This is a genomic window from Providencia sp. SP181 (assembly GCF_050446505.1).
Classification (GTDB): Bacteria; Pseudomonadota; Gammaproteobacteria; order Enterobacterales; family Enterobacteriaceae; genus Providencia; species Providencia vermicola.
In genome coordinates, this window is the sequence record NZ_JBBPXM010000006.1 from 15,616 (window position 1) to 41,479 (window position 25,864).

Annotated in this window: 22 protein-coding genes; 1 reads left to right on the plus strand and 21 read right to left on the minus strand. The window is 44.0% G+C overall.

The features are described from left to right. Window positions 1-16: 16 nt before the first annotated feature. Both secA and secM read right to left on the minus strand, forming a co-directional pair. Window positions 17-2,728 (minus strand): preprotein translocase subunit SecA, encoded by a 2,712-nt coding sequence (gene secA, locus AABS66_RS11620; protein WP_206082690.1) that lies wholly within the window; start codon window positions 2,726-2,728, stop codon window positions 17-19. 96 nt (window positions 2,729-2,824) lie between these two features. Continuing rightward, window positions 2,825-3,352, minus strand: coding sequence for a secA translation cis-regulator SecM (gene secM / locus AABS66_RS11625; protein WP_272539113.1), 528 nt, complete (start codon window positions 3,350-3,352; stop codon window positions 2,825-2,827). A gap of 77 nt (window positions 3,353-3,429) precedes the next feature. On the opposite strand from secM, the gene AABS66_RS11630 reads away from it, so the two are divergent. Then, the gene (locus AABS66_RS11630; protein WP_272539112.1) at window positions 3,430-3,951 is read left to right on the plus strand and encodes a DUF721 domain-containing protein; all 522 of its coding nucleotides are present in this window, start codon (window positions 3,430-3,432) and stop codon (window positions 3,949-3,951) included. 27 nt (window positions 3,952-3,978) lie between these two features. On the opposite strand, the gene lpxC is transcribed toward AABS66_RS11630, so the two are convergent. The 19 genes from lpxC to ilvI all read right to left on the minus strand — a co-directional run bounded on the left by lpxC (window position 3,979) and on the right by ilvI (window position 25,768). After that, entirely contained in the window at window positions 3,979-4,896 is a 918-nt protein-coding gene (gene lpxC / locus AABS66_RS11635) for a UDP-3-O-acyl-N-acetylglucosamine deacetylase (RefSeq protein ID WP_206082693.1), read from the minus strand. A gap of 99 nt (window positions 4,897-4,995) precedes the next feature. After that, window positions 4,996-6,156: a cell division protein FtsZ gene (gene ftsZ / locus AABS66_RS11640; protein ID WP_206082694.1), complete on the minus strand. Its 1,161-nt coding sequence runs from the start codon at window positions 6,154-6,156 to the stop codon at window positions 4,996-4,998. Window positions 6,157-6,216: 60 nt separating this feature from the next. After that, window positions 6,217-7,473 carry a cell division protein FtsA gene (ftsA, locus tag AABS66_RS11645; RefSeq protein ID WP_206082695.1) on the minus strand — a complete coding sequence of 419 codons (1,257 nt, stop codon included), beginning with the start codon at window positions 7,471-7,473 and terminating at the stop codon, window positions 6,217-6,219. A gap of 35 nt (window positions 7,474-7,508) precedes the next feature. After that, window positions 7,509-8,315: a cell division protein FtsQ gene (gene ftsQ / locus AABS66_RS11650; protein WP_047756121.1), complete on the minus strand. Its 807-nt coding sequence runs from the start codon at window positions 8,313-8,315 to the stop codon at window positions 7,509-7,511. 1 nt (window position 8,316) lies between these two features. Next, window positions 8,317-9,237, minus strand: a complete 921-nt coding sequence (locus AABS66_RS11655; protein ID WP_206082697.1) for a D-alanine--D-alanine ligase — start codon at window positions 9,235-9,237, stop codon at window positions 8,317-8,319. A 2-nt stretch (window positions 9,238-9,239) separates the two neighbouring features. Then, the gene (murC, locus tag AABS66_RS11660; RefSeq protein WP_206082698.1) at window positions 9,240-10,703 is read right to left on the minus strand and encodes a UDP-N-acetylmuramate--L-alanine ligase; all 1,464 of its coding nucleotides are present in this window, start codon (window positions 10,701-10,703) and stop codon (window positions 9,240-9,242) included. 45 nt (window positions 10,704-10,748) lie between these two features. After that, window positions 10,749-11,822, minus strand: coding sequence for an undecaprenyldiphospho-muramoylpentapeptide beta-N-acetylglucosaminyltransferase (murG, locus tag AABS66_RS11665; protein WP_206082699.1), 1,074 nt, complete (start codon window positions 11,820-11,822; stop codon window positions 10,749-10,751). Then, window positions 11,819-13,012, minus strand: a complete 1,194-nt coding sequence (gene ftsW, locus AABS66_RS11670) for a cell division protein FtsW (RefSeq protein ID WP_206082700.1) — start codon at window positions 13,010-13,012, stop codon at window positions 11,819-11,821. The genes murG and ftsW overlap by 4 nt, the downstream gene beginning before the upstream one ends. Beyond that, the gene (murD, locus tag AABS66_RS11675) at window positions 13,012-14,322 is read right to left on the minus strand and encodes a UDP-N-acetylmuramoyl-L-alanine--D-glutamate ligase (RefSeq protein ID WP_206082701.1); all 1,311 of its coding nucleotides are present in this window, start codon (window positions 14,320-14,322) and stop codon (window positions 13,012-13,014) included. Before murD ends, ftsW begins: the two co-directional genes overlap by 1 nt. Window position 14,323: 1 nt before the next feature. Beyond that, window positions 14,324-15,406, minus strand: a complete 1,083-nt coding sequence (mraY, locus tag AABS66_RS11680) for a phospho-N-acetylmuramoyl-pentapeptide-transferase (protein ID WP_206082702.1) — start codon at window positions 15,404-15,406, stop codon at window positions 14,324-14,326. Next, the gene (gene murF, locus AABS66_RS11685; RefSeq protein WP_206082703.1) at window positions 15,400-16,764 is read right to left on the minus strand and encodes a UDP-N-acetylmuramoyl-tripeptide--D-alanyl-D-alanine ligase; all 1,365 of its coding nucleotides are present in this window, start codon (window positions 16,762-16,764) and stop codon (window positions 15,400-15,402) included. The genes mraY and murF overlap by 7 nt, the downstream gene beginning before the upstream one ends. Beyond that, the gene (murE, locus tag AABS66_RS11690; RefSeq protein WP_206082704.1) at window positions 16,761-18,248 is read right to left on the minus strand and encodes a UDP-N-acetylmuramoyl-L-alanyl-D-glutamate--2,6-diaminopimelate ligase; all 1,488 of its coding nucleotides are present in this window, start codon (window positions 18,246-18,248) and stop codon (window positions 16,761-16,763) included. Before murE ends, murF begins: the two co-directional genes overlap by 4 nt. Continuing rightward, entirely contained in the window at window positions 18,235-20,001 is a 1,767-nt protein-coding gene (gene ftsI / locus AABS66_RS11695; RefSeq protein WP_206082705.1) for a peptidoglycan glycosyltransferase FtsI, read from the minus strand. The genes murE and ftsI overlap by 14 nt, the downstream gene beginning before the upstream one ends. Window positions 20,002-20,012: 11 nt before the next feature. Further along, window positions 20,013-20,333: a cell division protein FtsL gene (gene ftsL / locus AABS66_RS11700; protein WP_206082706.1), complete on the minus strand. Its 321-nt coding sequence runs from the start codon at window positions 20,331-20,333 to the stop codon at window positions 20,013-20,015. Beyond that, entirely contained in the window at window positions 20,333-21,286 is a 954-nt protein-coding gene (rsmH, locus tag AABS66_RS11705; RefSeq protein ID WP_206082707.1) for a 16S rRNA (cytosine(1402)-N(4))-methyltransferase RsmH, read from the minus strand. Before rsmH ends, ftsL begins: the two co-directional genes overlap by 1 nt. Before the next feature lie 2 nt (window positions 21,287-21,288). Next, window positions 21,289-21,747 (minus strand): division/cell wall cluster transcriptional repressor MraZ, encoded by a 459-nt coding sequence (mraZ, locus tag AABS66_RS11710; RefSeq protein ID WP_206082708.1) that lies wholly within the window; start codon window positions 21,745-21,747, stop codon window positions 21,289-21,291. Window positions 21,748-22,445: 698 nt separating this feature from the next. Continuing rightward, window positions 22,446-23,462 carry a catabolite repressor/activator gene (cra, locus tag AABS66_RS11715; RefSeq protein WP_206082709.1) on the minus strand — a complete coding sequence of 339 codons (1,017 nt, stop codon included), beginning with the start codon at window positions 23,460-23,462 and terminating at the stop codon, window positions 22,446-22,448. Between the two features lie 84 nt (window positions 23,463-23,546). After that, window positions 23,547-24,038, minus strand: coding sequence for an acetolactate synthase small subunit (ilvN, locus tag AABS66_RS11720; protein WP_206082710.1), 492 nt, complete (start codon window positions 24,036-24,038; stop codon window positions 23,547-23,549). Between the two features lie 2 nt (window positions 24,039-24,040). After that, a complete protein-coding gene (gene ilvI / locus AABS66_RS11725; protein WP_206082711.1) occupies window positions 24,041-25,768 on the minus strand; it encodes an acetolactate synthase 3 large subunit in 1,728 nt (575 codons plus the stop codon). Between the last annotated feature and the right edge of the window lie 96 nt (window positions 25,769-25,864).

A 25,864-nucleotide genomic window follows, 5' to 3' on the forward strand; every position in this document is an offset into this window, starting at 1 on the left:
ATGAGTTAATAGTAACTTAATTCAAACGGCCATGGCATTGCTTGTATTTTTTACCTGAGCCACAAGGACAAGGGTCGTTACGACCAATTTTGTGACCTTGAGTTGCTATGTTAGCTTCGGTTTCAGTCATTAAAGATTCAGCGCCCGCTTCATGACTTAATTGTTGTCTTTTCGCTAAACGCTCAGCTTCTTCACGACGCTGTTGCTCTAATGCTTCAACCTCTTCAGGTAAACGAACTTGTACCTTAGATAATGTGCTGATAACTTCATATTTCAAGGCTTCAAGCATATTAGCAAACATACTAAAGGATTCGCGTTTATATTCTTGTTTAGGGTCTTTTTGTGCATAACCACGTAAGTGAATGCCTTGGCGCAAGTAATCCATTGAAGCCAAGTGCTCTTTCCATAAGGTATCTAGTGTTTGTAACATGACACCTTTTTCAAAGTTACGCATCGCTTCTGCACCAACAATTTCCTCTTTACGCTCATAGATTTCAACCGCTTTTTGCATGATACGTTCACGTAAAGTTTCTTCATGCAATTCAGGTTCTTTATCCAGCCATTCTTTCATTGGCAGATCAAGATCAAAGTCATTAACTAAACGCTGATGCAAACCATCAATATCCCACATTTCCTCTAATGATTGAGGTGGAATATAGGCATCCATCGTGGTGGTAAAAACATCTTCGCGAATGCTGTCAACCGTTTCTTTAATATCACCACCGTCGAGCAATTCATTACGCTGAGTATAAATAGCACGACGTTGATCACTCGCAACATCATCATATTCAAGTAATTGTTTACGAATATCAAAGTTACGGCTTTCAACTTTACGCTGTGCGTTAGCAATTGCTTTAGTTACCCATGGGTGCTCAATCGCTTCTCCTGGTTTCATACCCAGTTTTTTCATCATGCCAGTCACACGATCAGAAGCGAAGATACGCATCAGAGCATCTTCCATCGATAAGTAAAAACGTGAAGAACCCGCATCCCCTTGACGACCTGCACGACCACGTAACTGGTTGTCGATACGACGTGATTCATGGCGCTCTGTACCAATGATATGTAAACCACCCGCAGCTAAAACCGCATCATGGCGCACTTTCCAATTCGCTTTGATTTCATCAATTTGCTCTTGCGTTGGCTCTTCTAACGCAGCAACTTCCGTTTGCCAGCTCCCACCTAACATGATATCCGTACCACGGCCTGCCATGTTCGTTGCAATAGTAACTGCACCAGCTTGACCCGCATTCGCAATGATATCCGCTTCCATTGCGTGGAATTTCGCATTCAGGACGTTATGGGCAATTTTGGCTTTTTTCAGTGCATTAGAAATTAATTCAGATTTTTCGATGGAAATTGTACCAACAAGAACAGGTTGCCCATTGGCGGTTCTTTCACGAATATCTTCAATAATGGCTGCAAATTTATCGGTTTCGTTCATATAAACGAGGTCAGGTAAATCTTTACGCACCATTGGACGGTTAGTTGGGATAACAATAGTGTCTAATTTATAAATTGAGCTAAATTCAAATGCTTCAGTATCCGCTGTACCCGTCATACCCGCCAGTTTTTCGTATAGACGGAAATAGTTCTGGAATGTAATCGACGCTAAGGTTTGGTTTTCATTTTGAATTTCAACACCTTCTTTTGCTTCAACCGCTTGGTGTAAGCCATCTGACCAGCGACGACCTTCCATTGTACGACCTGTATGTTCGTCAACAATAACGATTTGGCCATCTTTAACGATATAGTCAACATCTAAGGTGAACAATGCATGAGCACGTAAGCCTGCCATTACGTGGTGCATAAGCATAATGTTTGTTGGTGAATATAATGATTCGCCTTCATCCATTAAGCCTTCTTTTGCCAAAAGTTCTTCAATTAACACCAGACCGCGTTCGGTGATAGTGACTTGGCGTGATTTCTCATCAACAGAGAAATGCCCTTCCCCTTGGAAAGTATCTGAATCTTCTTTTTCTTGGCGTTGCAGATGTGGAATTAACTTATCCACTTTTTGGTAAAGTTCTGAGCTATCTTCTGCAGGACCTGAAATGATCAGCGGTGTACGCGCTTCATCGATAAGGATTGAGTCGACCTCATCCACTAATGCATAGTGCAATTTACGTTGTACACGCTCTTCTGGGCTAAATGCCATGTTGTCACGTAAGTAGTCGAAACCAAATTCATTATTAGTACCATAAGTAATATCTGCAGCGTAGGCTTCGCGCTTCGCAGGCGGTGCCATACCTGGTAAGTTGATACCAACCGTTAAACCTAAGAATTCAAATAAAGGGCGGTTATTTTCCGCATCACGTTTTGCTAAGTAGTCGTTTACCGTCACAACATGGACGCCTTTGCCACTTAACGCATTAATATAAGCAGGTAATGTCGCAGTTAATGTTTTACCTTCACCTGTACGCATTTCTGCAATACAACGCTCGTTCAGTACCATCCCACCAATTAACTGCACATCAAAGTGACGCATACCAAAAACACGACGGCTGGCTTCACGCACGGTCGCAAATGCTTCTGGAATAATGCTTTCTAAGCTCTCGCCTTTAGTTAAGCGTTCACGAAATTCAACTGTTTTGGCTTTTAACTCATCGTCTGATAGCTTTTCAAAATCAGGCTCTAAGCGATTAATTTTTTCCACTTCTTTGCGCAGTCTGCGCAGAGTACGATCGTTACGGCTACCGAATACTTTGGTCAAAATTTTAGTTAACATACTTTTAATCTCATTAAATCAATAAGTTATTTTATTATTTCATAGATTTTAAGGCGCAGATTTTCTCAACATTGAGTTGATAAATCTATTAAGAGATCAAGCAGTTAATGGACCAGCACGAATGCCATGTACTTGTGCAACCCAAATAGCAGGCTGGTAGGTAACAAAATGAGGGTAAATATAATGACTGACTAGTACCGTGCTTTCGTGCGTTTGAAGCGAACGCTCTGCCAACATGGCATAAAGCGTATCCAGCATCAATTGTGGTACAATAAGCTGTTCGGATTCTTCTTTTGTCGTCGCTACGTCATCATCTTCATTTGCAGAAAAAGCAAACGTGAGTTGGCGAATAACATTGCGCACCGCATGTTGCTGCCAATAATTAACCGAGTATGATGATGAAGAAGAAGAACGCTGAGAATTTTGCTGCGCAAATAAGTTATCAAATGCATTAACCGCTTGGTTTTGGCGGTTCGCAGGTGATGAGTTAACTTGCGTAAGCTGAGATTCGGAAAGAGCATTTAAAATTGTAGGCAAGCCGACACCCGTGGCAACCACACCTAATAATAGGTGGGACCAAAAGTATTTTCTACCAAGTTGTCGCCAAAAATTTAAAATGCCCATTAAACTCTTTTATAATGAATAAATGACAATATTATTATCTGTACATTAGTTTTCATCATTGTTAGCCGGAGCCAAAAATGAGAGATAGTCATCCACAAGCACTTTTCGATGTTCTTGAGGGATCATTGGCAAATTCATCAAATACTTTACAAACTATTCAGCGAAATGCAAAAGCCATTATCAAGCTGAACCGCGCTGTAAAGGGCTTATTGCCGGCTGAAATTAAGCCAATGTGCCGTGTTGCAAACTACCGTAATAATATTATGGTCATTGAAGTGGCAAATGCCAGTTGGATGACCCGTCTTAATTATGAAAAATTAAACTTACTTTCCGCATTAAGAACTTCTATTCTACCATCATTATCGTCTATCGACATCAGAATCAATCCTGATTTAATGCGAAAAACCAAACAAAATAGCTCAGTAAATAACCGAACAGCTGCATCAACACAAAAAATGAACGAAAGGCAGATAAGTACACAAACAGCACAAGTATTATTAAAATTAGCGGAAAATAGCCCGAAAGGATTAAAAGAAAGGTTTGAGCGGCTGGCTGCACTAGCCGGAGAGAGTACTAGTGCAACCAACAGAAAGCGCTAACCCAGATTTGGGCTAGCCGCATAATAGTTATGCGTATACAGCTGAAGGCGCTTTGAATGCCACAGGCAATTCAGCTTCATCTTCAAAGGTGACCAGATCCCAAGCTGACTCTTTAGCAAGAACCGCTTGCAGAAGTTTGTTATTCAGTGCATGGCCAGATTTGAACGCAGTGAATGCGCCAATAATGTTGTGCCCACACATAAATAAGTCACCAATTGCATCCAACATTTTGTGACGAACGAATTCATCTTCAAAACGTAAGCCATCTTCATTGAGGACTTTATAGTCATCAACAACGATAGCGCAGTCGAAACTACCGCCTAAGCATAAGCCTTGGGATTGCAGATATTCGATATCACGCATAAAACCAAACGTACGTGCACGGCTGATTTGGTTCACAAATGATTCCGCAGAGAAATCAAGTGAATAGCGCTGAGTGCTGCTATCAATCGCCGGGTGTTGGAAATCGATAGTGAAATCCAGGCTGAAACCATTGTAAGGTCGCATTTCTGCCCACTTATCGCCATCTTCAACACGAACAGTTTCTTTAATACGTAAAAATTTCTTCGCACAATTTAACTCTTCAATACCGCCATCAAGCAGTAAGAAAACAAACGGTGCAGCACTGCCATCCATGATCGGGATTTCAGGCGCATTGACTTCAATAACAATGTTATCGATACCTAACCCTGCTAATGCAGCATTCAAATGCTCAACGGTCGAAATACGTACGTTATCTTCATTGACTAAGCAAGTACATAACATCGTATCGCGAACAGATTTCGCATCTGCCGGAAAATCAACCGGTGGATTAAGGTCAGTACGACGGTAGATGACCCCGGTGTTTGCCGGCGCTGGACGTAAAGTCAGCGTAACTTTTTTGCCGGTATGTAAACCAACACCAGTCGCTGTAATAATACGTTTTAATGTCCGTTGTTTGATCATCGTCTATTTCTCGCAATGTTATAAGTCCTACTGATCATCATACAAAATAATCAGTAGGAAATTTTAGCACAAAAAGCGGAGAATCCAATATAAATAAAATTAATCGGCTTGCTTACGCAAGAACGCAGGAATATCGAGATAATCTGGTTCTTTGTTTGTTTGCGTATTTTGGTCATTGACCGCTTTAGCCGCTGCTGGTTTCTCTTCGGTTAATGAAGACATGCTATTTTGCATTTGCTGATAGCGTTGTTCCATTGACGCCTGCTGTGACATTTTGTTGCTAACTAAGGTAATTTCAGGGCGTTTGTCCATACCAATACCTGTTGCAACAACTGTAACGCGCAGCTCTTCATGCATTTCTGGGTCGAGAGAAGTACCGATTACCACAGTCGCATTATCAGATGCGAATGCACGAATAGTGTTACCTACCGTTTCAAACTCATCCAAACGCAGGTCGAAACCAGCGGTGATGTTGACTAACACACCACGAGCGCCTGACAGGTCGATGTCTTCCAGTAATGGGCTAGAAATTGCCATTTCAGCAGCTTCTTCGGCTCTATCTTCACCGCGTGCCACACCAGACCCCATCATCGCGTAGCCCATTTCTGACATAACGGTACGCACGTCAGCAAAGTCCACGTTCATTAAACCTGGGCGAGTAATCAGCTCTGCAATACCTTGTACTGCGCCTTTAAGTACGTCGTTTGCCGCACCAAAAGCATCCAGTAATGAGATACCACGACCAAGAACTTTTAATAATTTGTCATTTGGGATGGTGATCAAGGAGTCAACGTGTTTTGATAACTCAGTGATACCCGCTTCTGCAAATGCCATACGCTTTTTGCCTTCAAAATTGAAAGGCTTAGTCACGACCGCAACTGTCAGAATACCCAATTCTTTCGCCACTTCGGCAACGACTGGCGCTGCACCTGTGCCTGTACCACCGCCCATACCTGCTGCGATGAAAACCATGTCAGCACCATCTAATGCATTACGTAGCGCTTCGCGATCTTCTTCCGCAGCATTGCGGCCGACTTCAGGGTTTGCACCTGCACCCAAACCTTTTGTAATACCCGTACCGATCTGGATAGTTTGTCCGACTGCGGTTTTACGCAGTGCTTGTGCGTCCGTGTTGACGGCGAAGAATTCGACGCCTTCAATACGTTCACGCACCATGTGTTCAACGGCATTACCGCCGCCGCCACCAACACCGATGACTTTAATCACCGCATCGTTAGTGAGCTCCATTGGTTCAAACATAATGTCTCTCCGTTTTGTGCTTACTACTTTTGAAGCTAATAATAGGCTTCTTTATTAAAATTAGAATTCTTTTTTCAACCAACTGGTGATTTTACTGAACCAACCTGTGACTGAGGCACGCTTTTCTGTCTCGGTATCGTCGCCAAGATGGCTTTCTTTACCGTAATGCAGAAGCCCTACCGCGGTAGAATAATATGGCTCCTGCGCGTAATCTGTTAACCCCGTAATATTTAACGGCGTACCAATCCTTACTTGGGTGTGGAATACTTTCTGGGCACATTCAACTAAACCGTCAATCTGTGCAGCGCCGCCCGTTAAGACAATACCAGCCGCTAAATGGTGTTTGACACCTTGTTGACGTAACTGTTCCTGTAAATTTAAAATTTCTTCATTTACTAAGTTTAACAGCTCAGTATACCGCGGCTCGATGACTTCTGCTAAGGTTTGACGTTGTAAACTTCTCGGTGGTCGACCACCAACGCTCGGCACTTCAACCGTTTCATCTTTACTCACAATCGAACCGACAGCACAACCGTGGCGAACTTTAATCGCTTCTGCATCACTTGGTGGCGTACCGAAGGCATACGCGATATCGCTGGTAACCACATTCCCTGCGTATGGAATCACTTTCGTGTGGCGTAACGCACCGCCAGTATAAACGGCCATATCCATAGTACCACCACCGATATCCACCACGCACACACCTAATTCACGTTCATCTTCAGTTAATACGCTATAACTTGCTGCGAGACCAGCAAAAATCAGCTGGTCAACTTTTAGTCCACAACGTTCAACCGCTTTAACAATGTTTTTCGCCATATCATTATGGCAAGTAATTAAATGAACTTTTGCTTGCATGCGCACCCCCGACAAACCTACTGGGTTTTTAATCCCTTCTTGGTAGTCGATCGCAAATTCTTGCGGGATTACGTGCAGAATTCGATGCTCATCACGCACACGCACTGATTTCGCCGTATGCACCACACTATCAACGTCTTCTTGTGTCACTTCTTCTTCAGAAACTGGCACCATACCAATTTCATTTTGGCAGCTAACGTGTTTACCTGAAAGCGCCAAATAGACAGAGGAAATTTGGCAATCTGCCATCAGTTCTGCTTGGTCGATAGCCCGTTGAACACATTTTACAACAGACTCTAAGTCGTTTACGCCGCCTTTATCCATTCCACGAGATGGGCAGCTTCCCACCCCGATAATATTAACCATACCATCGGGCAGAATTTCGCCAACAAGGGCTGATACCTTGGAAGTTCCAATTTCAAGGCCTACCACTAATTTTCTGTCCGTTGCTTTAATCATTTCTTCTGCCTAATTTGAGTTATTAGCAATATTTTTTATTGTAACCCCGGTGGTGCATCGACCAAAACTGGCGCCCAGCCCACCGCAGCACCACTGGTATAACGTAAGTCAACGTAGTCGACGCGTTTGTCCGTTGTTTGCTGCAAGAGCGGATAAAGTTCAAGGAACCGATTTAACCGCTCTGAAACATCTTTTTTACCCAGTTCGATTCGGGTGTCGTTATCCAAAATGATCTGCCATGCATGACGGGCTGTCATTGATAACGATTTAAGCTTTAACTTATTTGTCGCAAGCGTATTTTTAAAGTTAGCAAGCTCTTTTAGTACCTCTTTTTGGCTACCTTGTGGGCCATAAAGCAATACATAATCCCCTTTACCATTTTCGCTTGCTGGTAAGTTAAACACCCTACCTTCTACATCCACCATATTTTGATCGTTCCATCTGGCGAATGGTTGATACTCAACAATATGAATTTTTAATTCATCTGGCCATTGTTTACGCACAGTAACTTGGCGTATCCATGGCATCATACTTATTTGGTTTTGGATAGCGTTGACATCGACAGTCATAAACGTACCCGGTTGCCCTAACGATAAAATCGCCTTTCTTACATCATCGTTCTTGGTGTAATGCCGCTCACCTGTTAAGACGAGCTTTGACATCGGTAGCCTGTCAGCATCTTTCATCCACGTCATCACCATCCAACCACTCCAAACGATGGTACCGACAACGATGAGAAAGAAAAATAATCCGCCTAAAAATGCCCCATTACTTGGGCCTGAACGTGGGTCATCATCATTGTGATGATTATGATGCCTGACGTTTAACGCTGCTTGTGACATATCAACGAGCCAATTCTAAAATTCGCACAACTAACTGCGAAAAATCTAAACCTGCCTGACGCGCGGCCATTGGTACTAAGCTGTGGCTTGTCATACCTGGCGAAGTGTTCACTTCCAACAAGTAAAACTGGCCATCGCTATCTTGCATCACATCAACACGCCCCCAACCATCACAACCGACCGTTAAATAGGCGTTCATCGCTAACTCAGCAAGCTCAGACTCACGTTGTGTATCTAAACCACTTGGGCAGAAATATTGGGTCTCATCAGACAAATATTTTGCTTCGTAGTCATAAAATATTCCTGGCGGCTGGATACGAATCGACGGTAGAGTTTTATCACCTAATACCGCGATGGTGTATTCAGGACCACTGAGCCATTTTTCAATTAATACGGTTTCGTCGAAACGAAACGCTAATTCAAGTGCCGCAGGTAATGCATCTAAGCTGTCCACCTTACTCATACCAACACTCGAACCTTCTAAGCTTGGTTTTACAATTAATGGCAAATCCAGAGCCTTAACTTTTGCAGTGATTTGTTCACTGCTCATCTGCAAATGTTGCTGTTTAGTTAAGTATATATAAGGAGATACACTTAGTCCCGCACCTTGCCATAATTGTTTTGTTCTGAGTTTATCCATACTCAGTGCCGATGCCATTACGCCACTTCCAGTATAAGGCAAACCAAGGTATTCAAGCATCCCTTGGATCGTACCATCTTCACCACCTCGACCATGTAATGCGATGAAAACTTTATCAAAACCTGCTTCTTTTAGTGTAATAACAGGGAAAGTTTTGGTATCAATAGGATGCGCATCAACTCCGCCTTGGCGAAGCCCTGCCAATACGGCATTTCCTGACTGAAGTGACACTTCACGTTCAGCTGATGTCCCACCAAATAGCACCGCAATTTTCTCTGCCATGTTTATTCCTCGACCATTGGCGGCTGTAATTTCGTTTCCGCGAGCGTTTTGGCTATTTTACCAATATTTCCTGCGCCTTGAACTAAAATTAAATCATTTTCATCAAGAGTTTGAGCTAAAAGGTGAGAAATTTGTTCCGGTTCTGAAACATAAATCGGATCAATCTGACCACGACCTCGAATTGTGCGGCACAATGAGCGGCTATCAGCCCCTGCAACATGCTTTTCACCCGCTGAATAGACATCCAACATCAGCAATACATCCACTTGCCCTAATACATTGACGAAATCGTCGTATAAATCACGGGTACGTGTATAACGATGAGGTTGAAAAATCATCACAATGCGTTTATCTGGCCAACCTGCTCGTGCTGCTTTAATGGTGGCATCCACTTCTGTTGGGTGGTGACCATAGTCATCCACTAACATGACCTCACCTTCTTTGCCGTTGACATTGCGTAATGCAAAATTACCCAAGAAGTCAAAACGGCGCCCTGTACCTTGGAATTCCACCAATGCAGACAAAATGTGTAAGTCATCAATGCCTTCTTCCGTCGCAACCGCAACCGCAGCTGTGGCGTTTAATGCATTATGGCGACCTGGTGCGTTCAACACGACCGTCAATTCCGGCATATTTTCACGTGCAATAGTGAAAAATCCTTGATTGCCTTTTTGTTCGTATTTGGTGATGCGCACATCGGCGTCCTCACTAAAACCATAAGTGGTGATGTAGCGGCCAATTTTTGGTAGCAATGTACGAATAACAGGATCATCAATACACATCACTGCTCGGCCATAAAATGGCAAGTTATGCAGAAAATTAATGAAGGTGTCCGTTAAATTATCAAAGTTACCTTGGTAAGTATCCATGTGGTCAGCTTCGATATTGGTCACTACTGCGACTAATGGCTGCAAATGCAAGAACGATGCATCACTTTCGTCCGCTTCTGCAATCAGATAACGGCTACTCCCTAAGCGTGCATGTGTTCCCGCTGATTTCACTAACCCGCCGTTAACAAACGTAGGGTCTAAACCTGCTTGTGCATAAATGCCTGAAATCATCGCCGTCGTGGTCGTTTTACCATGTGTTCCCGCAACAGCGATACCGTGACGGTAACGCATTAATTCAGCCAACATTTCTGCACGACGAATAACTGGAATACGGAGTTCTTTCGCCGCTTGAATTTCAGGGTTTTCACTTGAAATCGCCGTTGAAACGACAACCACACTGGCATTCTCAACATTTTCTGGACGGTGATTAAAATAAATCGTTGCACCTAATTCAGTTAATTGTTGAGTCACAGCATTGGGTGCCAAGTCTGAACCACTAATTTCATAGCCTTCATTTGCCAACACTTCAGCGATACCACCCATGCCTGCACCGCCGATGCCGACAAAATGGATGTGCCTGACTCTTCTCATTTCTGGCACTGATGTTCTTAATTTCGCTAATTGTTGTGTATTCACTCTGTTTTCGCTTCTTTATAAAATCGGTATCAAATGTGACTAAAACTATTTAGCCACTTCGCAAATCACGGCTGCAACACGTTCAGTTGCATCACTAATTGCACAATCATGGGCTTTTTCAGCCATCGACAACAATTCTGCTCTATCCCACTGCTCAAGCAAGTTTGCTACCGCTTCAGCGGTAAATTGTGGTTGCTCTAAGATCTTCGCAGCGCCCGCTTTTTCCAGTGGTAATGCATTCCAATATTGTTGGCGGTCTTTGTGCTGAAAAGGAACAAAAATAGCAGGTAAACCTGCGGCTGCAACTTCACTGACGGTCAATGCGCCAGAACGGCATACAACAATATCTGCCCAAGCATAAGCTTGCGCCATATCGTCAATAAATTCAGTAACTTTATACTCAGAATTGCCTGAAACTTGCAGCTGTTCATTATACAACGCTTCAGTGGATTCCTTACTGCCTTTTCCCGCTTGGTGCCAGATATTTAACTGTTTGCCTACTTTTGCAGCAACTTGCGGCATCACTTGGTTTAAAATCCGTGCGCCTTGGCTACCACCGACAACTAACACGCGTATCGCGCCTTCTCGGCCTGCTAAGCGAACCGCTGGCGTAGGAAGTGCCAGTACATCTTCACGAACAGGGTTACCAACTACAGGCGCATCAGGGAAAGCCCCCGGAAACGCTTGCAAAACCCGTTTTGCGATGCGTGATAACCATTTGTTCGTCAAACCCGCGATGCCATTTTGCTCATGCAGAACAACCGGAACACCACACTGCCATGCCGCAATACCGCCAGGCCCTGAAACATACCCGCCCATGCCTAATACCGCATCGGGCTGATAACGCTTGATGATTGTTTTCGCTTGTCGTATCGCTTTATAAATACGCCATGGCGCGCCTAACTGTGCGGCAATACCTTTGCCTCTTAAACCTGAAATCTGAATAAACTCAATATCTATGCCATGTTTTGGCACTAAGGTCGCTTCCATTCTATCGGCAGTACCTAACCAGCGAATTTCCCAGCCCTGAGCCTGCAAATAATGCGCCACAGCGAGCCCTGGAAAGACATGCCCTCCTGTTCCACCTGCCATGACGAGTAATTTTTTGGGCTGACTCATTTGGTACTCCTTACAAACGCCTGCGCTTTTTCTAGGCGTGTTTCAAAATCAATTCGCAGTAATACCGCTATCGCTGCGGCCATCACTAATAAACTGGAACCACCATAACTAATTAGGGGTAACGTTAACCCTTTCGTTGGCAGCATACCTGAGGCTGCACCAACGTTAACCAAAGCTTGGAAAGTAAACCAAATACCAATAGAGCAGGCCATATAGCCGCCAAATAATTGGTTAGACATCAACGCACGACGCCCAATCATCATCGCCCTAAATGCCAACATGAACACCATTAACAGGACTAATACAACTCCGACATACCCCAATTCTTCCGCTAACACGGAGAAAATAAAGTCAGTATGCGCTTCAGGGAGGTATTCCAGTTTTTGAACTGAATTTCCTAACCCTTGGCCTAACATTTCACCACGACCAAATGCCATTAATGACTGTGTTAACTGGTAGCCACTACCAAATGGGTCATCCCATGGGTTTAAAAACGAGGTCACACGGCGCAAACGGTAAGGCTCAAACCAGATCAGCGCTAATACCCCCACCGCACAGGTGGCAATACCGATAATAAACGGTGCCAGCCTTGCGCCCGCTAAAAACAGTAAGCCTAATGTTGTGACGACTAATACAATGACTGTACCTAAGTCAGGCTGTAAAAGCAGTAATGATGCCATCACAATCAAAATACACATCGGTTTGATAAACCCGAGAAAGCGAGTACGAACTTCTTCTGACTTGCGTACTAAGTAGCTTGAAACATAGCAAAATAGAGTGAATTTCGAAATTTCAGCTGGCTGAATTTTCACTAACCCGACGTCAATCCAACGAGATGCCCCGTTAACCGAACTCCCTGCCACTAATACCACGACTAACATGCCCAGTGAGCCCATCAAAAATAGGAAATTATACTTTTCCCAAAAAGCCATCGGTATGCGCATGACCGCTAATGATAAGGCGAAAGCAATAACGAGATAGACCATGTCGCGTTTTGCAAAGTAAAACGGGTCTTCTGTCAAACGCTGCCCTACTGGCATCGACGCCGAGGTCACCATAATGAAGCCGATAGCCGCTAAACCGAATGCCAACCAGACCAATGTACGGTCGTACAGCGTTGAGCCTGAAATTACGCCATTTTTTTCACCAATGACCCAATTTTTTAAACGCATCGCACCCGGTATGGTCATTACCCAAGCTCCTTCGCTAATTGAGCAAAAATAGCGCCACGCTGCTCAAAGTTTTTAAACTGATCTAAACTGGCGCAAGCTGGCGATAATAACACCATATCCCCTGCTTTTAATTGCGGTGCAATTTGACGTAAGCTTTGCTCCATCGTGTCAGTTAATACTGATTTTTCAGGGGCTAAAGCGGCTAATGATTTACCATCACGACCAAAGCAATATAAATGGTAGTTATCCGCGGCAATATATTGTTTTAACGATGAAAAATCAGCCGACTTACCATCACCACCTAACAATAGATAGACTGAGCCGTCAACATGCAACCCATTCAATGCGGCTTCAGTACTGCCCACATTAGTGGCTTTGGAGTCATTAATCCAACGTACTCCATTGTTAAATAATACCAATTCAAAACGATGTGCTAACCCAGCGTAGGTTTTCAACACCTCAATACAAGCAGGGCGCGGAATATTTACCGCATCCGCAAGGGCTAACGCAGCCAGTGCGTTCAAATAGTTATGCTGGCCCGTCAAGCGCATCTCATTCACGTCTAACAATGTTTTACCGTTGACCACCAACGCACGATTTTTCGTGTCAAAGCAATACTTGCCACTGTTCACCCCAAAACCAATACATTCATCAGCGGATTGGTTTTCAGGCAGCGTTAACGCATCTTGCATATTCACGATACAGTTCTGTGCACCATGATAAATTTTTAATTTCGCACCGCGGTATTGTGATAAGCCCAGCGGATATCTGTCCATATGGTCTTCGCTGATATTCAGTACCGTTGCTGCTGCCGCTTTTAGGCTTGATGTGGTTTCGAGTTGGAAACTGGATAACTCTAGAACGTACAATGCATGGCCTGAATTGAGTAAAGACAGCGCTGGCGTGCCAATATTGCCACCCACACCGACAGAAATCCCTGCCGCGCTCGCCATCTCCCCGACTAATGAGGTAACAGTGCTTTTCCCGTTTGACCCTGTAATCGCCACAATTGGCGCATCCGCTTCACGACAAAACAGCTCGATATCACCGACGATTTCAATACCGTTTTGCGCAGCTTCCTGCAATTGTGGTGTCGCTAATGCAATCCCTGGACTTGCAACAATCAAATCGGCTTCTTGAAGCCATGCGTTGTTCAAACTTCCGCTATGGCACTGCACATTTTCAGGCAGTTTATCCACACCCGGAGGTGTTGCACGGGTATCCATCACGCGTGGCACAGCACCACGCTCAATGAAAAATTGAACGCACGATAGACCTGTGACGCCCAGACCTATAATGACAACGTTCTTACCCTGATAATCAACCATATTAACGCACCTTCAACGTTGCTAGCCCAATCAGCACTAGCATCAAGGAAATAATCCAGAAGCGCACGATAACACGAGGTTCTGGCCAGCCTTTCAATTCATAATGGTGGTGAATTGGTGCCATGCGGAAGATCCGTTGACCACGTAATTTAAACGAACCGACCTGTAAAATAACGGATAAGGTTTCAACCACAAACACCCCACCCATAATCACTAATAGGAATTCTTGGCGCAGTAAAACGGCGATTGTACCTAATGCACCACCGAGCGCCAGTGAGCCTACATCCCCCATAAAAACTTGTGCTGGGTATGTGTTAAACCAAAGAAAACCTAAACCTGCCCCAACAATAGCCGTGCAAACAATCACCAACTCACCTGCGTGTGGTAAGAATGGAATATGCAAGTAGCCCGCAAAATTGACGTTACCTGTCGCCCATGCCACTAATGCAAAACCAGCTGCAACAAATACCGTTGGCATGATGGCTAAGCCATCAAGGCCATCCGTTAAATTCACCGCATTACTGGTACCGACAATCACAAAATAGGTCAGTAAAATGTATAACATGCCCAGTTGTGGCATCACATCTTTGAAGAATGGCACAACAAGTTGAGTGGCTGGCGTGTCTTTGCCTATCGTATACATAGAAAAAGCAACAACTAACGCGATAACGGACTGCCAAAAATATTTCCAACGAGCGATTAAGCCACGCGTGTCTTTTCTTACTACCTTGCGGTAATCATCCACAAAACCAACGATGCCGTAGCCGATTAACACCAGCAATACACACCAAACATAAGGGTTATCTAAGCGCGCCCACAGTAAAACTGACACTGTAATTGAAAACAGGATCAACAGACCGCCCATAGTTGGCGTGCCACGCTTACTGAAGTGTGACTCAGGGCCTTCGCTACGCACGACTTGCCCAATCTGCATTTTTTGCAGATAAGCAATCAGGTGCGGCCCCATCCATAACGCAATCGCAAGTGCAGTCAGCAAACCGACAATGGCTCTGAACGTCAGATATGAAAAGACGTTCAAGACGGAAAACTTGTGGACCAACATTTCGGCAAGCCAGACTAACATTCGAAGCACTCCTTCAATGCATTCACCACATCTTCCATCGCGGAGCTGCGTGAACCTTTAACTAAAATGGAAACAACATCATTCTGCTGTGCTAGCGGAATTAGTCGGGTTAATAAATCGCTTTTTACCGTAAAGTGCTCACCACACTCACTAAATTCGCTGATCAACTTACTGAGTTGACCAACGCTGAATACTTTATCTAAACCAGCCTGTTTAGCCGCAACGCCAACACGTTGGTGGCACTCTTCTGCGTAATCGCCAAGCTCGCCCATATCACCGACAACTAAAATGCGGTAACCTGGCATTTTTTCCAGTACGTGAATGGCGGCAATCATGGAGCCATCATTGGCATTGTAGGTGTCGTCCAACACCACTTTGTGTTCTGCTAAGCGAACAGGAAACAAACGGCCTGGCACGGCTTTGGTATTTGCTAAGCCATTCTTGATATCTTCAAGGCTTGCCCCAACCGAAATGGCTAATGCACTCGCCGCTAATACGTTGGCAATATTGTGGACGCCTGGTAGTGGTAACGTAATATCAACGCACCCAACTGGCGTATGTAACACAAAATCTGTTGTTAGCTGTTTGATTTGAATATCTGTTGGGTAAAAATCAGCTTTAGGCTGTTGTGTTAATGAGTAATACCACACCGTTTGGCGTGGTTGGAACTGCCATTTTTCACTGTAGCTATCTAAATTGACAATTGCCGTCCCTTCTTCTGGGATACCTTGGTAAATTTCACCTTTGGCTTTTGCCACGCCTTCTGGCGAACCAAACCCTGCTAAGTGCGCACCAAATAAATTGTTTACTAATGCCGTTTCTGGCTTAACAATATTAGTGGTGTAAGCAATCTCATTTGGGTGGTTAGCCCCCATTTCAATCACAGCAAAATCGTACTCTGGCGTTAAGCGAAACAGTGTTAACGGCACGCCGATATCGTTATTTAAGTTACCTGCGGTATATAAGGTTTTGCCTCGCTCAGCCAAGATAGATGCCGTCATTTCTTTCACAGACGTTTTGCCCGATGATCCTGTTAAACCAACAATGCGAGCACTCACTTGCTGGCGAACCCAGGCAGCCAGTTGCCCCATTGCAATACGGGTATCATCAACAACCACTTGTGGGCAATTTACGGCCAGTTGGCGATCGACTAATAAGGCTTTTGCACCGCCTTCCACCACTTGCTCAGCAAAATCATGAGCATCAAAACGCTCCCCTTTAAGGGCAATAAACAAACCGTTCTCACCAATTTTACGGCTGTCTGTGCTAACGCTTTCAAGCACAAATTCGCAGTTAGATGCAAACTCAATCCGCCCTGAAGTGATTTTTGCGAGTTGCGTGAGGGTTAATGGGATCATGCTATCACCCCCAATAACCGTGCCACCGTTAAGCGATCTGAATAATCTAACTTACGATTACCTATAATTTGGTAATCTTCATGCCCCTTCCCTGCAAGGACAATCACATCATCTGGTGAAGCTTGCAAAATAGCATTAGTTACTGCTTCTGGACGCCCTGGTATCGCTAGAGCACGACTTGAATCCAGTAAGCCCGCCATAATATCGTTGATAATATCCATTGGGTCTTCACTGCGAGGATTATCGTCAGTGATAATGATTTTATCTGCCCACTCTTCTGCCACAGCACCCATAAGTGGGCGCTTACCTTTATCGCGATCTCCACCGCAACCAAACACACACCAAAGCTGCCCTTTACAATGTAAACGAGCTGCTGCAAGCGCTTTTTCTAACGCGTCAGGTGTATGAGCGTAATCAACAACCACGGTCGGTTTGTTTGGTGCACTAAAAACTTCCATTCGACCACAAACAGGGGAAAGGGAAGATGTGGATGCTAATAACGAGTCAAGTGGGTAACCCATCATTAACAATGTCGCCATCGCAACTAATAAGTTACTGACGTTGAACGCCCCCATTAATGGACTTTCAAATGCGCCGTTACCCCATGTGGAATCAAAATGAATAGTCGCGCCTTTATCGTGGTATTCCACTTCAGTAGCTTTTAACCAAGGCCCTTGCCAGTTGGCTGGAATACGATTTTCCATCGTTACCGCACATGCTTGTGGTAGGCGTTGTAACCATTTCAGCCCAACGTCATCATCTGCATTAATAATTTGATTTTTAGTTTGATGCGTCGAGAAAAGTAACCATTTTGCCGCTTCATAATTTTCCATATCACCATGGTAATCAAGGTGATCACGGCTTAGGTTGGTGAACACTGCGGCAGCGAATTGCAATGCAGCGACACGCCCTTGTACTAAACCGTGGGAGGACACTTCCATCGCAGTCAATGTGGCTTTTTTATTTAATAGCTGCGTGAGTTCTAACTGAATATCTACCGCAGAGCCTGTCGTATTCTCCGTTGGTGAAACCTGCCCTAATAAACCATTTCCAACAGTTCCCATCACAGCGCTTGTCTCGCCAAGACCTTGCGCCCACTGTGCAATCAGTTGGGTTGTTGTTGTTTTACCATTTGTTCCCGTCACGCCGACTAATTTCATTTTGGCAGAAGGCTGGTCATAAAACTCACCTGCCAGTGCAGATAAACGATTGTTTAAGTCATTGAGATAAATCACTGGCACACCATGAACAAAGCGAATTTCGCCTTCTTCAGCTTCACCTTGTGCCTCTGCAATCACAGCACCAACCCCTTGTGCAATCGCTTGAGGAATATAATGCCTACCATCCGACTGATGGCCTTTTATCGCAATAAACAGATCGCCCGCGGCAGCCTTTCGACTGTCTAGCGTCATCTCACGTAGTGAGATAGGAGTTGTGCTTACACCAAATGGCGCAAGAAGATCACAAAGATTACGATCTGCCACTTTTAACCTCTTTTTGACTGTTCACAATTTCATTTTTATCATCAGGTTGTAACGCATCTGGCTCAATATTCATCAGTCGTAAGACTCCGCCCATAATCGAACCAAACACAGGAGCAGAAACTGCCCCTCCGTAGTACTTACCACCGCTTGGCTCGTTGATTAATACAACAAGCGCATAACGTGGATTACTTGCAGGGGCTACACCCGCTGCATAAGCGAGATATTTTTCAACATATCGCCCTTCAGGACCGACTTTTTTCGCGGTACCTGTTTTAATTGCAATACGATAACCTTTAATCGCGGCACGAGCACCACCACCACCAGGCAGAGCTACACTTTCCATCATATGCACCACCGTACGCATAATTGGCTCAGGGAAAACACGAGTTCCTGGTACTGGTGGGTCAACTTTTGTGATAGATAGCGGCCTATAGATACCAAAACTACCAATTGTTGCGTAGGCTCGCGCTAATTGTAACGGTGTTACCATTTGCCCATAGCCAAAAGAAAAGGTGGCCCTATCTAAATCAGACCACCGTGTTTTTTTACTTGGAAAGATGCCACTACTTTCCCCGACTAACCCCAGATTAGTCGGCTTGCCAAACCCAAAGCGGCTATACACATCCACCAGCTCTGTGGCAGGCATCGCTAACGCCAGTTTAGAAACACCCACGTTACTCGACTTCTGTAAAATTCCAGTAATCGTTAATTCCGCATAGCGCGCAACGTCTTTAATTTCATGTCCACTAATACGATATGGATAAGTATTAATGACTGAATTTTCTTTAATAATTTTGTTGTGTAATGCGCTCATTACCACCATTGGTTTTACTGTTGAACCTGGTTCAAAAATATCGGTAATTGCGCGATTACGCATGGCATCCATTGCTGTGCCAGCAAGGTTATTTGGGTTATACGATGGGCTATTGGCCATCGCCAATATTTCCCCAGTGTGTACATCCACTAAAATCGCCACACCTGATTCCGCTTTATTTTCTTGCACGCCGCGAGTCAGTTCACGGTAAACAATTGATTGAATGCGTTCATCGATACTTAATGTCAGGTTATGCGCCGCTTGGCTATCGACTGATGAAATCGTTTCGATCACGCGACCATTTCTATCTTTACGAACAGTACGCTCTCCTGGAGCGCCTTTTAACCAGCGGTCAAAACTTTTTTCAACACCTTCAATACCTTCACCATCAATGTTTGTCACACCTAACAAGTGTGCTGTCACAGGGCCTGAAGGGTAATAACGGCGAGATTCTTTGCGCAGGTAGATACCTGGGATTTTTAATTTTTTAACGTAGTCACCGATAGATGGGTTAACTTGGCGCGCTAAATACACAAAACGGCCACGTGGATTGGCCGATATTTTCTTGGTAATTTGCTCGAGTGGAATTTCGAGTGCGTCTGCAAGCGCTTTCCAGTGCTCATCATTGCTAATTCCACCTTTCTCAAACACTTCTTTTGGATCTGCCCAAATTGCATTAACTGGCACGCTGACCGCGAGCTGCCGACCTTCACGATCACTAATCATACCCCGAGCAGTTGCCACTTCTTGAACACGCAAAGAGCGCATATCCCCTTCTTTAACCAGTTTTTCAGGGGCAATAATTTGCAGGTAAGCCACGCGCGTTAATAACCCTGCTAGCGCTAAGACAATACACCCGCACAGCAAAATAAAGCGCCAGCGGACAAAGCTGGTACTTTCTTCTTGTTTCTTATTTTTTGCTGTTTTTGGTGCTTTCATTGGGAACCTTTTTATTGTTGAGAAACAATAATTTTTTCTTGTGATGGCTCAACTTGAACCATCTGTAATTTATCAACGGACAAACGCTCAATACGGCTATGGCTCGCTAATGCGTTTTCCTCGAGGATCAGATTGCGCCATTCAATATCCAACGAATCTTTTTCTTCGTACAATTTGTCTTTAGCTGCAGTTAATAAGCGAGTTTCATGTGCCGTTGTAACCACAAACACGGCGCTAATAATAATCGCAGCCAATAAAATCAAAGGAACGATGCCGTAGCGAAATAAATCACGTCCAATTACGCGTGCTAGGCTGTGCCTTTCAGGAACCATTATTGCGTCGCCTTTTCTGCAAAACGCAGCACAGAGCTTCGTGCGCGTGGGTTTTCGTCAATTTCATTATCTGAAGGCTTCATTTTGCCTAAGTCACGTAACTGCGCGCTACCTAATGCTTTAATTTGCGTTTCTGTCAGTGGGATCCCAGCAGGCACACTTGGCCCTTTACTGTTTTTACGGATAAATTGTTTAACTAACCTGTCTTCCAAAGAGTGAAAACTGATCACTGATAAACGCCCTTCTGGTGCTAAAACCCTCATCGCACCGTTTAGTGCCTGCTCAATCTCTTCCAGTTCACTATTGATGTAGATACGAATAGCCTGAAAACTGCGAGTTGCAGGATGTTTATGTCGGTCTTTCATCGGGCTGACTTTTGAAATTAATTCAGCCAGATGGCGTGTCCGTGTTAATGGCTCTTCTTCGGGGTTATGATTGCGTTCCACAATCGCCCTAGCGATACGCTTCGAAAAACGCTCCTCGCCAAAGGTTTTCAGCACCCATGCAATGTCATCAGCCTCTGCGTTCATTAACCATTGCTGTGCCGATTGCCCTTTGGTTGGGTCCATGCGCATATCCAATGGTCCGTCTCGCATAAATGAAAACCCTCTTTCTGGGTCATCCAATTGCGGTGAAGACACGCCTAAATCCAATAAAACACCATCAATTTGCCCCGTTAACCCTTCTTCTTCCACATATTGTGCAATGTCAGAGAACGGGCCATGCTTAATCATAAAACGCGGATCATCAATGGCTTCGGCGGCTTTAATTGCCTCTGGGTCACGGTCAATGGCGATTAAACGCCCATGCTCACCCAATTGACTTAAAATTAAGCGAGAGTGCCCACCTCGACCAAAAGTGCCATCGATATAAATACCATTTGGCTTAATATTCAAGCCATTAACGGCTTCATCCAATAATACGGTTACGTGCTTAAATTGCTGTTGCGTCATTGTTATAGTGACAAATCCTGTAAGCGGGCTGAGAGTGGTTCAGTGGTGAGACGCTCCGCAGCGATATCATTTTCCACTTGTTTGTACCAAGTTTGCTCATCCCAAAGTTCAAATTTATTAATCTGGCCAACCAACATGACCTCTTTGGTTAGCCCTGCGTGTTGGCGCAATGTATTGGCTAACAAAAGACGTCCTGCATTATCCATCTGGCATTCGCTAGCATGACCCAGTAAAAGCCGTTGTACACGTCGTTCTGCTTCGTTCATGGTAGATAAACGAGACAGCTTTTCTTCAATGATTTCCCATTCAGGCAAGGTATAAAGCAGCAGGCACGGCTGGTGAAGGTCAATGGTACAGACCATTTGCCCTTTCGCTTCCTCGGTCAGCATTCCTCGATAACGAGTAGGCACGGTTAGCCGCCCTTTGCTGTCGAGATTAACCAGTGTTGCTCCACGAAACATACCCGATTAAACCCCTTTTATTTCCTAGCTACCCACTTTACCCCACAATTCTCCACATATAAAGTTTACGAATGGTATGAAAACCTTGTCAAGCCAGTCACACCTGGCTTTAGGTTTATTTACAGAACAATTCAGAAAATAGAAGGACGAGTAAAATCTTACTTGGAAAGAAAATAAGAAATAACAAATTGATATAATTAGCTTATTTTATAAATTTCGCACAAAATAGCAAAGTGGCTGTTTATTGTTGAAAAATCATACAAACGACGCTAAATCCAATCTCTATCTCATTTTTAATCAGTGTATTTCGTACCAATTCTTTACTTTTAATCTGTTCGTAAAACAGTGTTGATGCACTGTAAAGATAAAAACGCCTCTCCAGTAAAATAAAACCGTTATATTTCATTGAACTAAACAACTGTTTTAATAAACAGTATTAAAATTACAAAAGAAGTAACCAACCCAATGCAAACCTATGCAAAAACCTTTTTTATTTTTGTTTTTATCGCATTTAGCTTTTGTTACAAAATAAATAAATAATCGACTAGGATAATTCCTAAAGTTAAATATTTACTTATTTTTAGCCTATAAAAAAAGGACGCCTACATTGTAGGGGCCCTTATATTACTCATAATCGTGATCAACATCACTCATTATTGAATGGCATTACACTGATCGCCTAAAGTTGCGGCTATTTTTTATTGCTTACGACCTAAACTTCCACGACGACATAAGTCACGACGAATTCGAGTGATACCTGCCTCGGGTTTTTGCTTTTCATCGAGGCTAGCTAATACTAGTTCTAAGATACGCTCTGCAATATCACGGTGGCGCTGAGCAAGTGATAGCACAGGGCAACCGAGGAAATCCAATAATTCGTTATCCCCAAAAGTCGCAATAACCATATGCTCAGGCAAACGGCCACTACGTTTAAGAGCCACATCCAGTACGCCTTGGAGTAAAGAAAAGGATGTTGTAAATAACGCATCTGGCATCTCATTACCGCTGTCGAGCCAATTCGCAAATACTTCTGCGGCAGCATCTCGCTCGTAGCTATTTGCATACAAATAGTCAACTTCACGTTCACGTGTATCGCCATTCCATGCTTTACGGAAACCTTGTTCACGTAAATAGCTGACAGACAGTTCAGGTAATGCCCCTAAGTACAATACCGATTCAGCTTTGAATTTACGCAATTCAGCTGAAATCATAAAAGCATCTTCTTGGTCATCCCCTACAACACTAATAAAGTGCTCTTTTTCAAGCGCCCTATCCAGTGCAATGATAGGAAGTGAACGGTTCGCCCAGCGCTGATAAAAAGGGTGCTCTGGTGGAAGTGCAGTCGACACAATAATAGCATCAACTTGGCGCTGCAAAAGGTGCTCAACACAACGGATTTCGTTGTCAGGTTGATCTTCAGAACACGCGATTAGCAGTTGGTAGCCACGTTGACGTGCCTGTCTTTCTAGATAATTTGCTATACGTGTATAGCTGGTATTTTCCAGATCAGGGATCACTAACCCAATGGAACGGGTGCGCCCTGCACGTAACCCCGCAGCAACTGCATTTGGATGGTAATTGTGCTCTCTGACGACTGCCATCACTTTTTCAACAGTTTTATCGCTGACTCGATACTGCTTGGCCTTGCCGTTGATCACATAACTAGCCGTTGTGCGGGAAACACCCGCTAGACGGGCTATCTCATCCAGTTTCACGTTAACCTCTTTTTAATTTCGGGAGCAGCCTCGAGTCATTCGAGGCCTTATATCCGAGTATTCTACCTTTGGAAGATAAATTTTTCACCGCATAATTTTGTCACCACGCGAAACACCGACAATACCCGAGCGTACAACTTCAACAATTTCAGCAACACCACGTACTGATTCGATGAAAGCATCCAGTTTATCGCTTGTTCCTGCGAGCTGAACGGTATAAAGCGTTGGTGTAACATCAACGATTTGCCCACGGAAAATATCTGCACAGCGTTTCACTTCATCACGCCCATAACCAGACGCTTGAAGCTTCACTAACATGATCTCACGTTCGATATGTGCTGAAGCCGTCAGCTCACTCACACGCAGAACATCCACCAGCTTGTGCAATTGTTTCTCAATTTGCTCAAGAACTTTCGCATCGCCTTTGGTTTGGATAGTCATTCGTGACAATGTTGGGTCATCAGTGGGTGCAACCGTCAAACTTTCAATATTATAACCACGTTGAGAAAACAGACCTATGACACGGGACAAAGCACCTGATTCATTTTCTAATAAAACGGATAAAATACGACGCATAATCAGGTCCTCTCTGTTTTACTCAACCACATTTCGTCCATTGCTCCACCACGGATCTGCATTGGATAAACGTGTTCGGTTTCATCAATATTGATATCAACAAATACTAAGCGTTGGTTTTCATTCACTTCCACAAGCGCTTGCTTGAGTTTTTCTTCCAGTTCATCAGGAGAAGCAATTGAAATTCCAACATGGCCATATGCCTGCGCTAATTTAATAAAATCAGGGAGCGATTGCATATAAGATTGTGAATGGCGGCCTTGATAAATCATATCCTGCCACTGTTTCACCATCCCTAAAAAGCCATTATTGAGGTTCAGAACTAACACAGGCAAGCCATATTGCAATGCCGTTGATAACTCTTGGATATTCATCTGGATGCTGCCATCACCCGTCACACAAACCACTGTTGAGTTTGGATGGGCTAACTTCACCCCTAATGCAGCAGGTAAGCCAAAGCCCATCGTGCCGAGACCACCTGAATTTATCCAATGTCTTGGTTTATCAAAAGGATAATACAATGCGGCAAACATTTGATGCTGACCAACATCAGATGTCACATATGCCTCACCATTTGTTAAACGGTAAATCATTTCAATGGCTTGCTGTGGTTTGACTTTTGTTTGATTGGTTTCATAACGTAGACACTGTTTTTTGCGCCACTCTTCAATGTCTTTCCACCAATCTTTTAATGCATTTTCATCTTGTTTTGCAACAGCTTGATCTAATTGCCCTAACATTTGTTTTAAGGTTGATTTCGCATCACCAACAATCGGAATATCTGCATTTACCGTTTTTGAAATTGAAGTTGGGTCAACGTCAATTTGGATCACAGTCGCATTCGGACAATATTTTTCTAAATTGTTCGTAGTGCGGTCATCAAACCGCACGCCAACAGCAAAAATGACATCTGAATTATGCATGACTTTATTTGCTTCATAAGTCCCATGCATACCTAACATCCCTACGGATTGCTTATGAGTTTCAGGAAATGCCCCTAAGCCCATCAACGTGGATACAACAGGCAATTTTAATGACTCTGCTAATTCAATGATTTCCGCTGAGCAATTGGCGTTAATCGCACCGCCACCAATATAAAAGACGGGTTTTTTCGCAGCGACTAATTTAGAAAGTGCTTTTTTGATCTGCCCTTTGTGCCCTTGCAGTGTAGGGTTATACGAGCGTAAAGAAACAGATTCAGGATAATGATAAGGAAACTTAAGTGCAGGGTTTACCGTATCTTTCGGGAAATCGATAACGACAGGTCCAGGGCGACCACTCGCCGCAATGTAGAAGGCTTTTTTAATCGTCTCAGGAATTTCTTCAGCACTTTTAATTAAGAAACTGTGTTTCACTATCGGGCGAGATATTCCTACCATGTCACATTCTTGGAATGCATCATTACCGATTAAAGAGCTAGCAACCTGCCCTGATAGCACCACCATCGGCACAGAGTCCATATAAGCAGTTGCTATGCCAGTAATCGCATTAGTTGCCCCGGGGCCTGAAGTGACGAGAACTACACCAACATCCCCTGTTGAGCGAGCATAGCCATCGGCCATATGCACTGCGGCTTGTTCATGACGCACCAGAATATGTTCCACACCACCAACGGTATGAAGCGCATCATAAATATCTAATACTGCACCGCCTGGATATCCAAACACGTGCTTTACTCCTTGGTCAATCAATGATTTGACGACCATTTCAGCTCCCGACAACTTCTCCATGAGTTTGCCCCCAGACATTATTTGCAAGTTAAGAGGTATTAATTACCCCTTTATTTTTATCGTTTAAACAGGTTAATGCGTGCTATTAACATATCT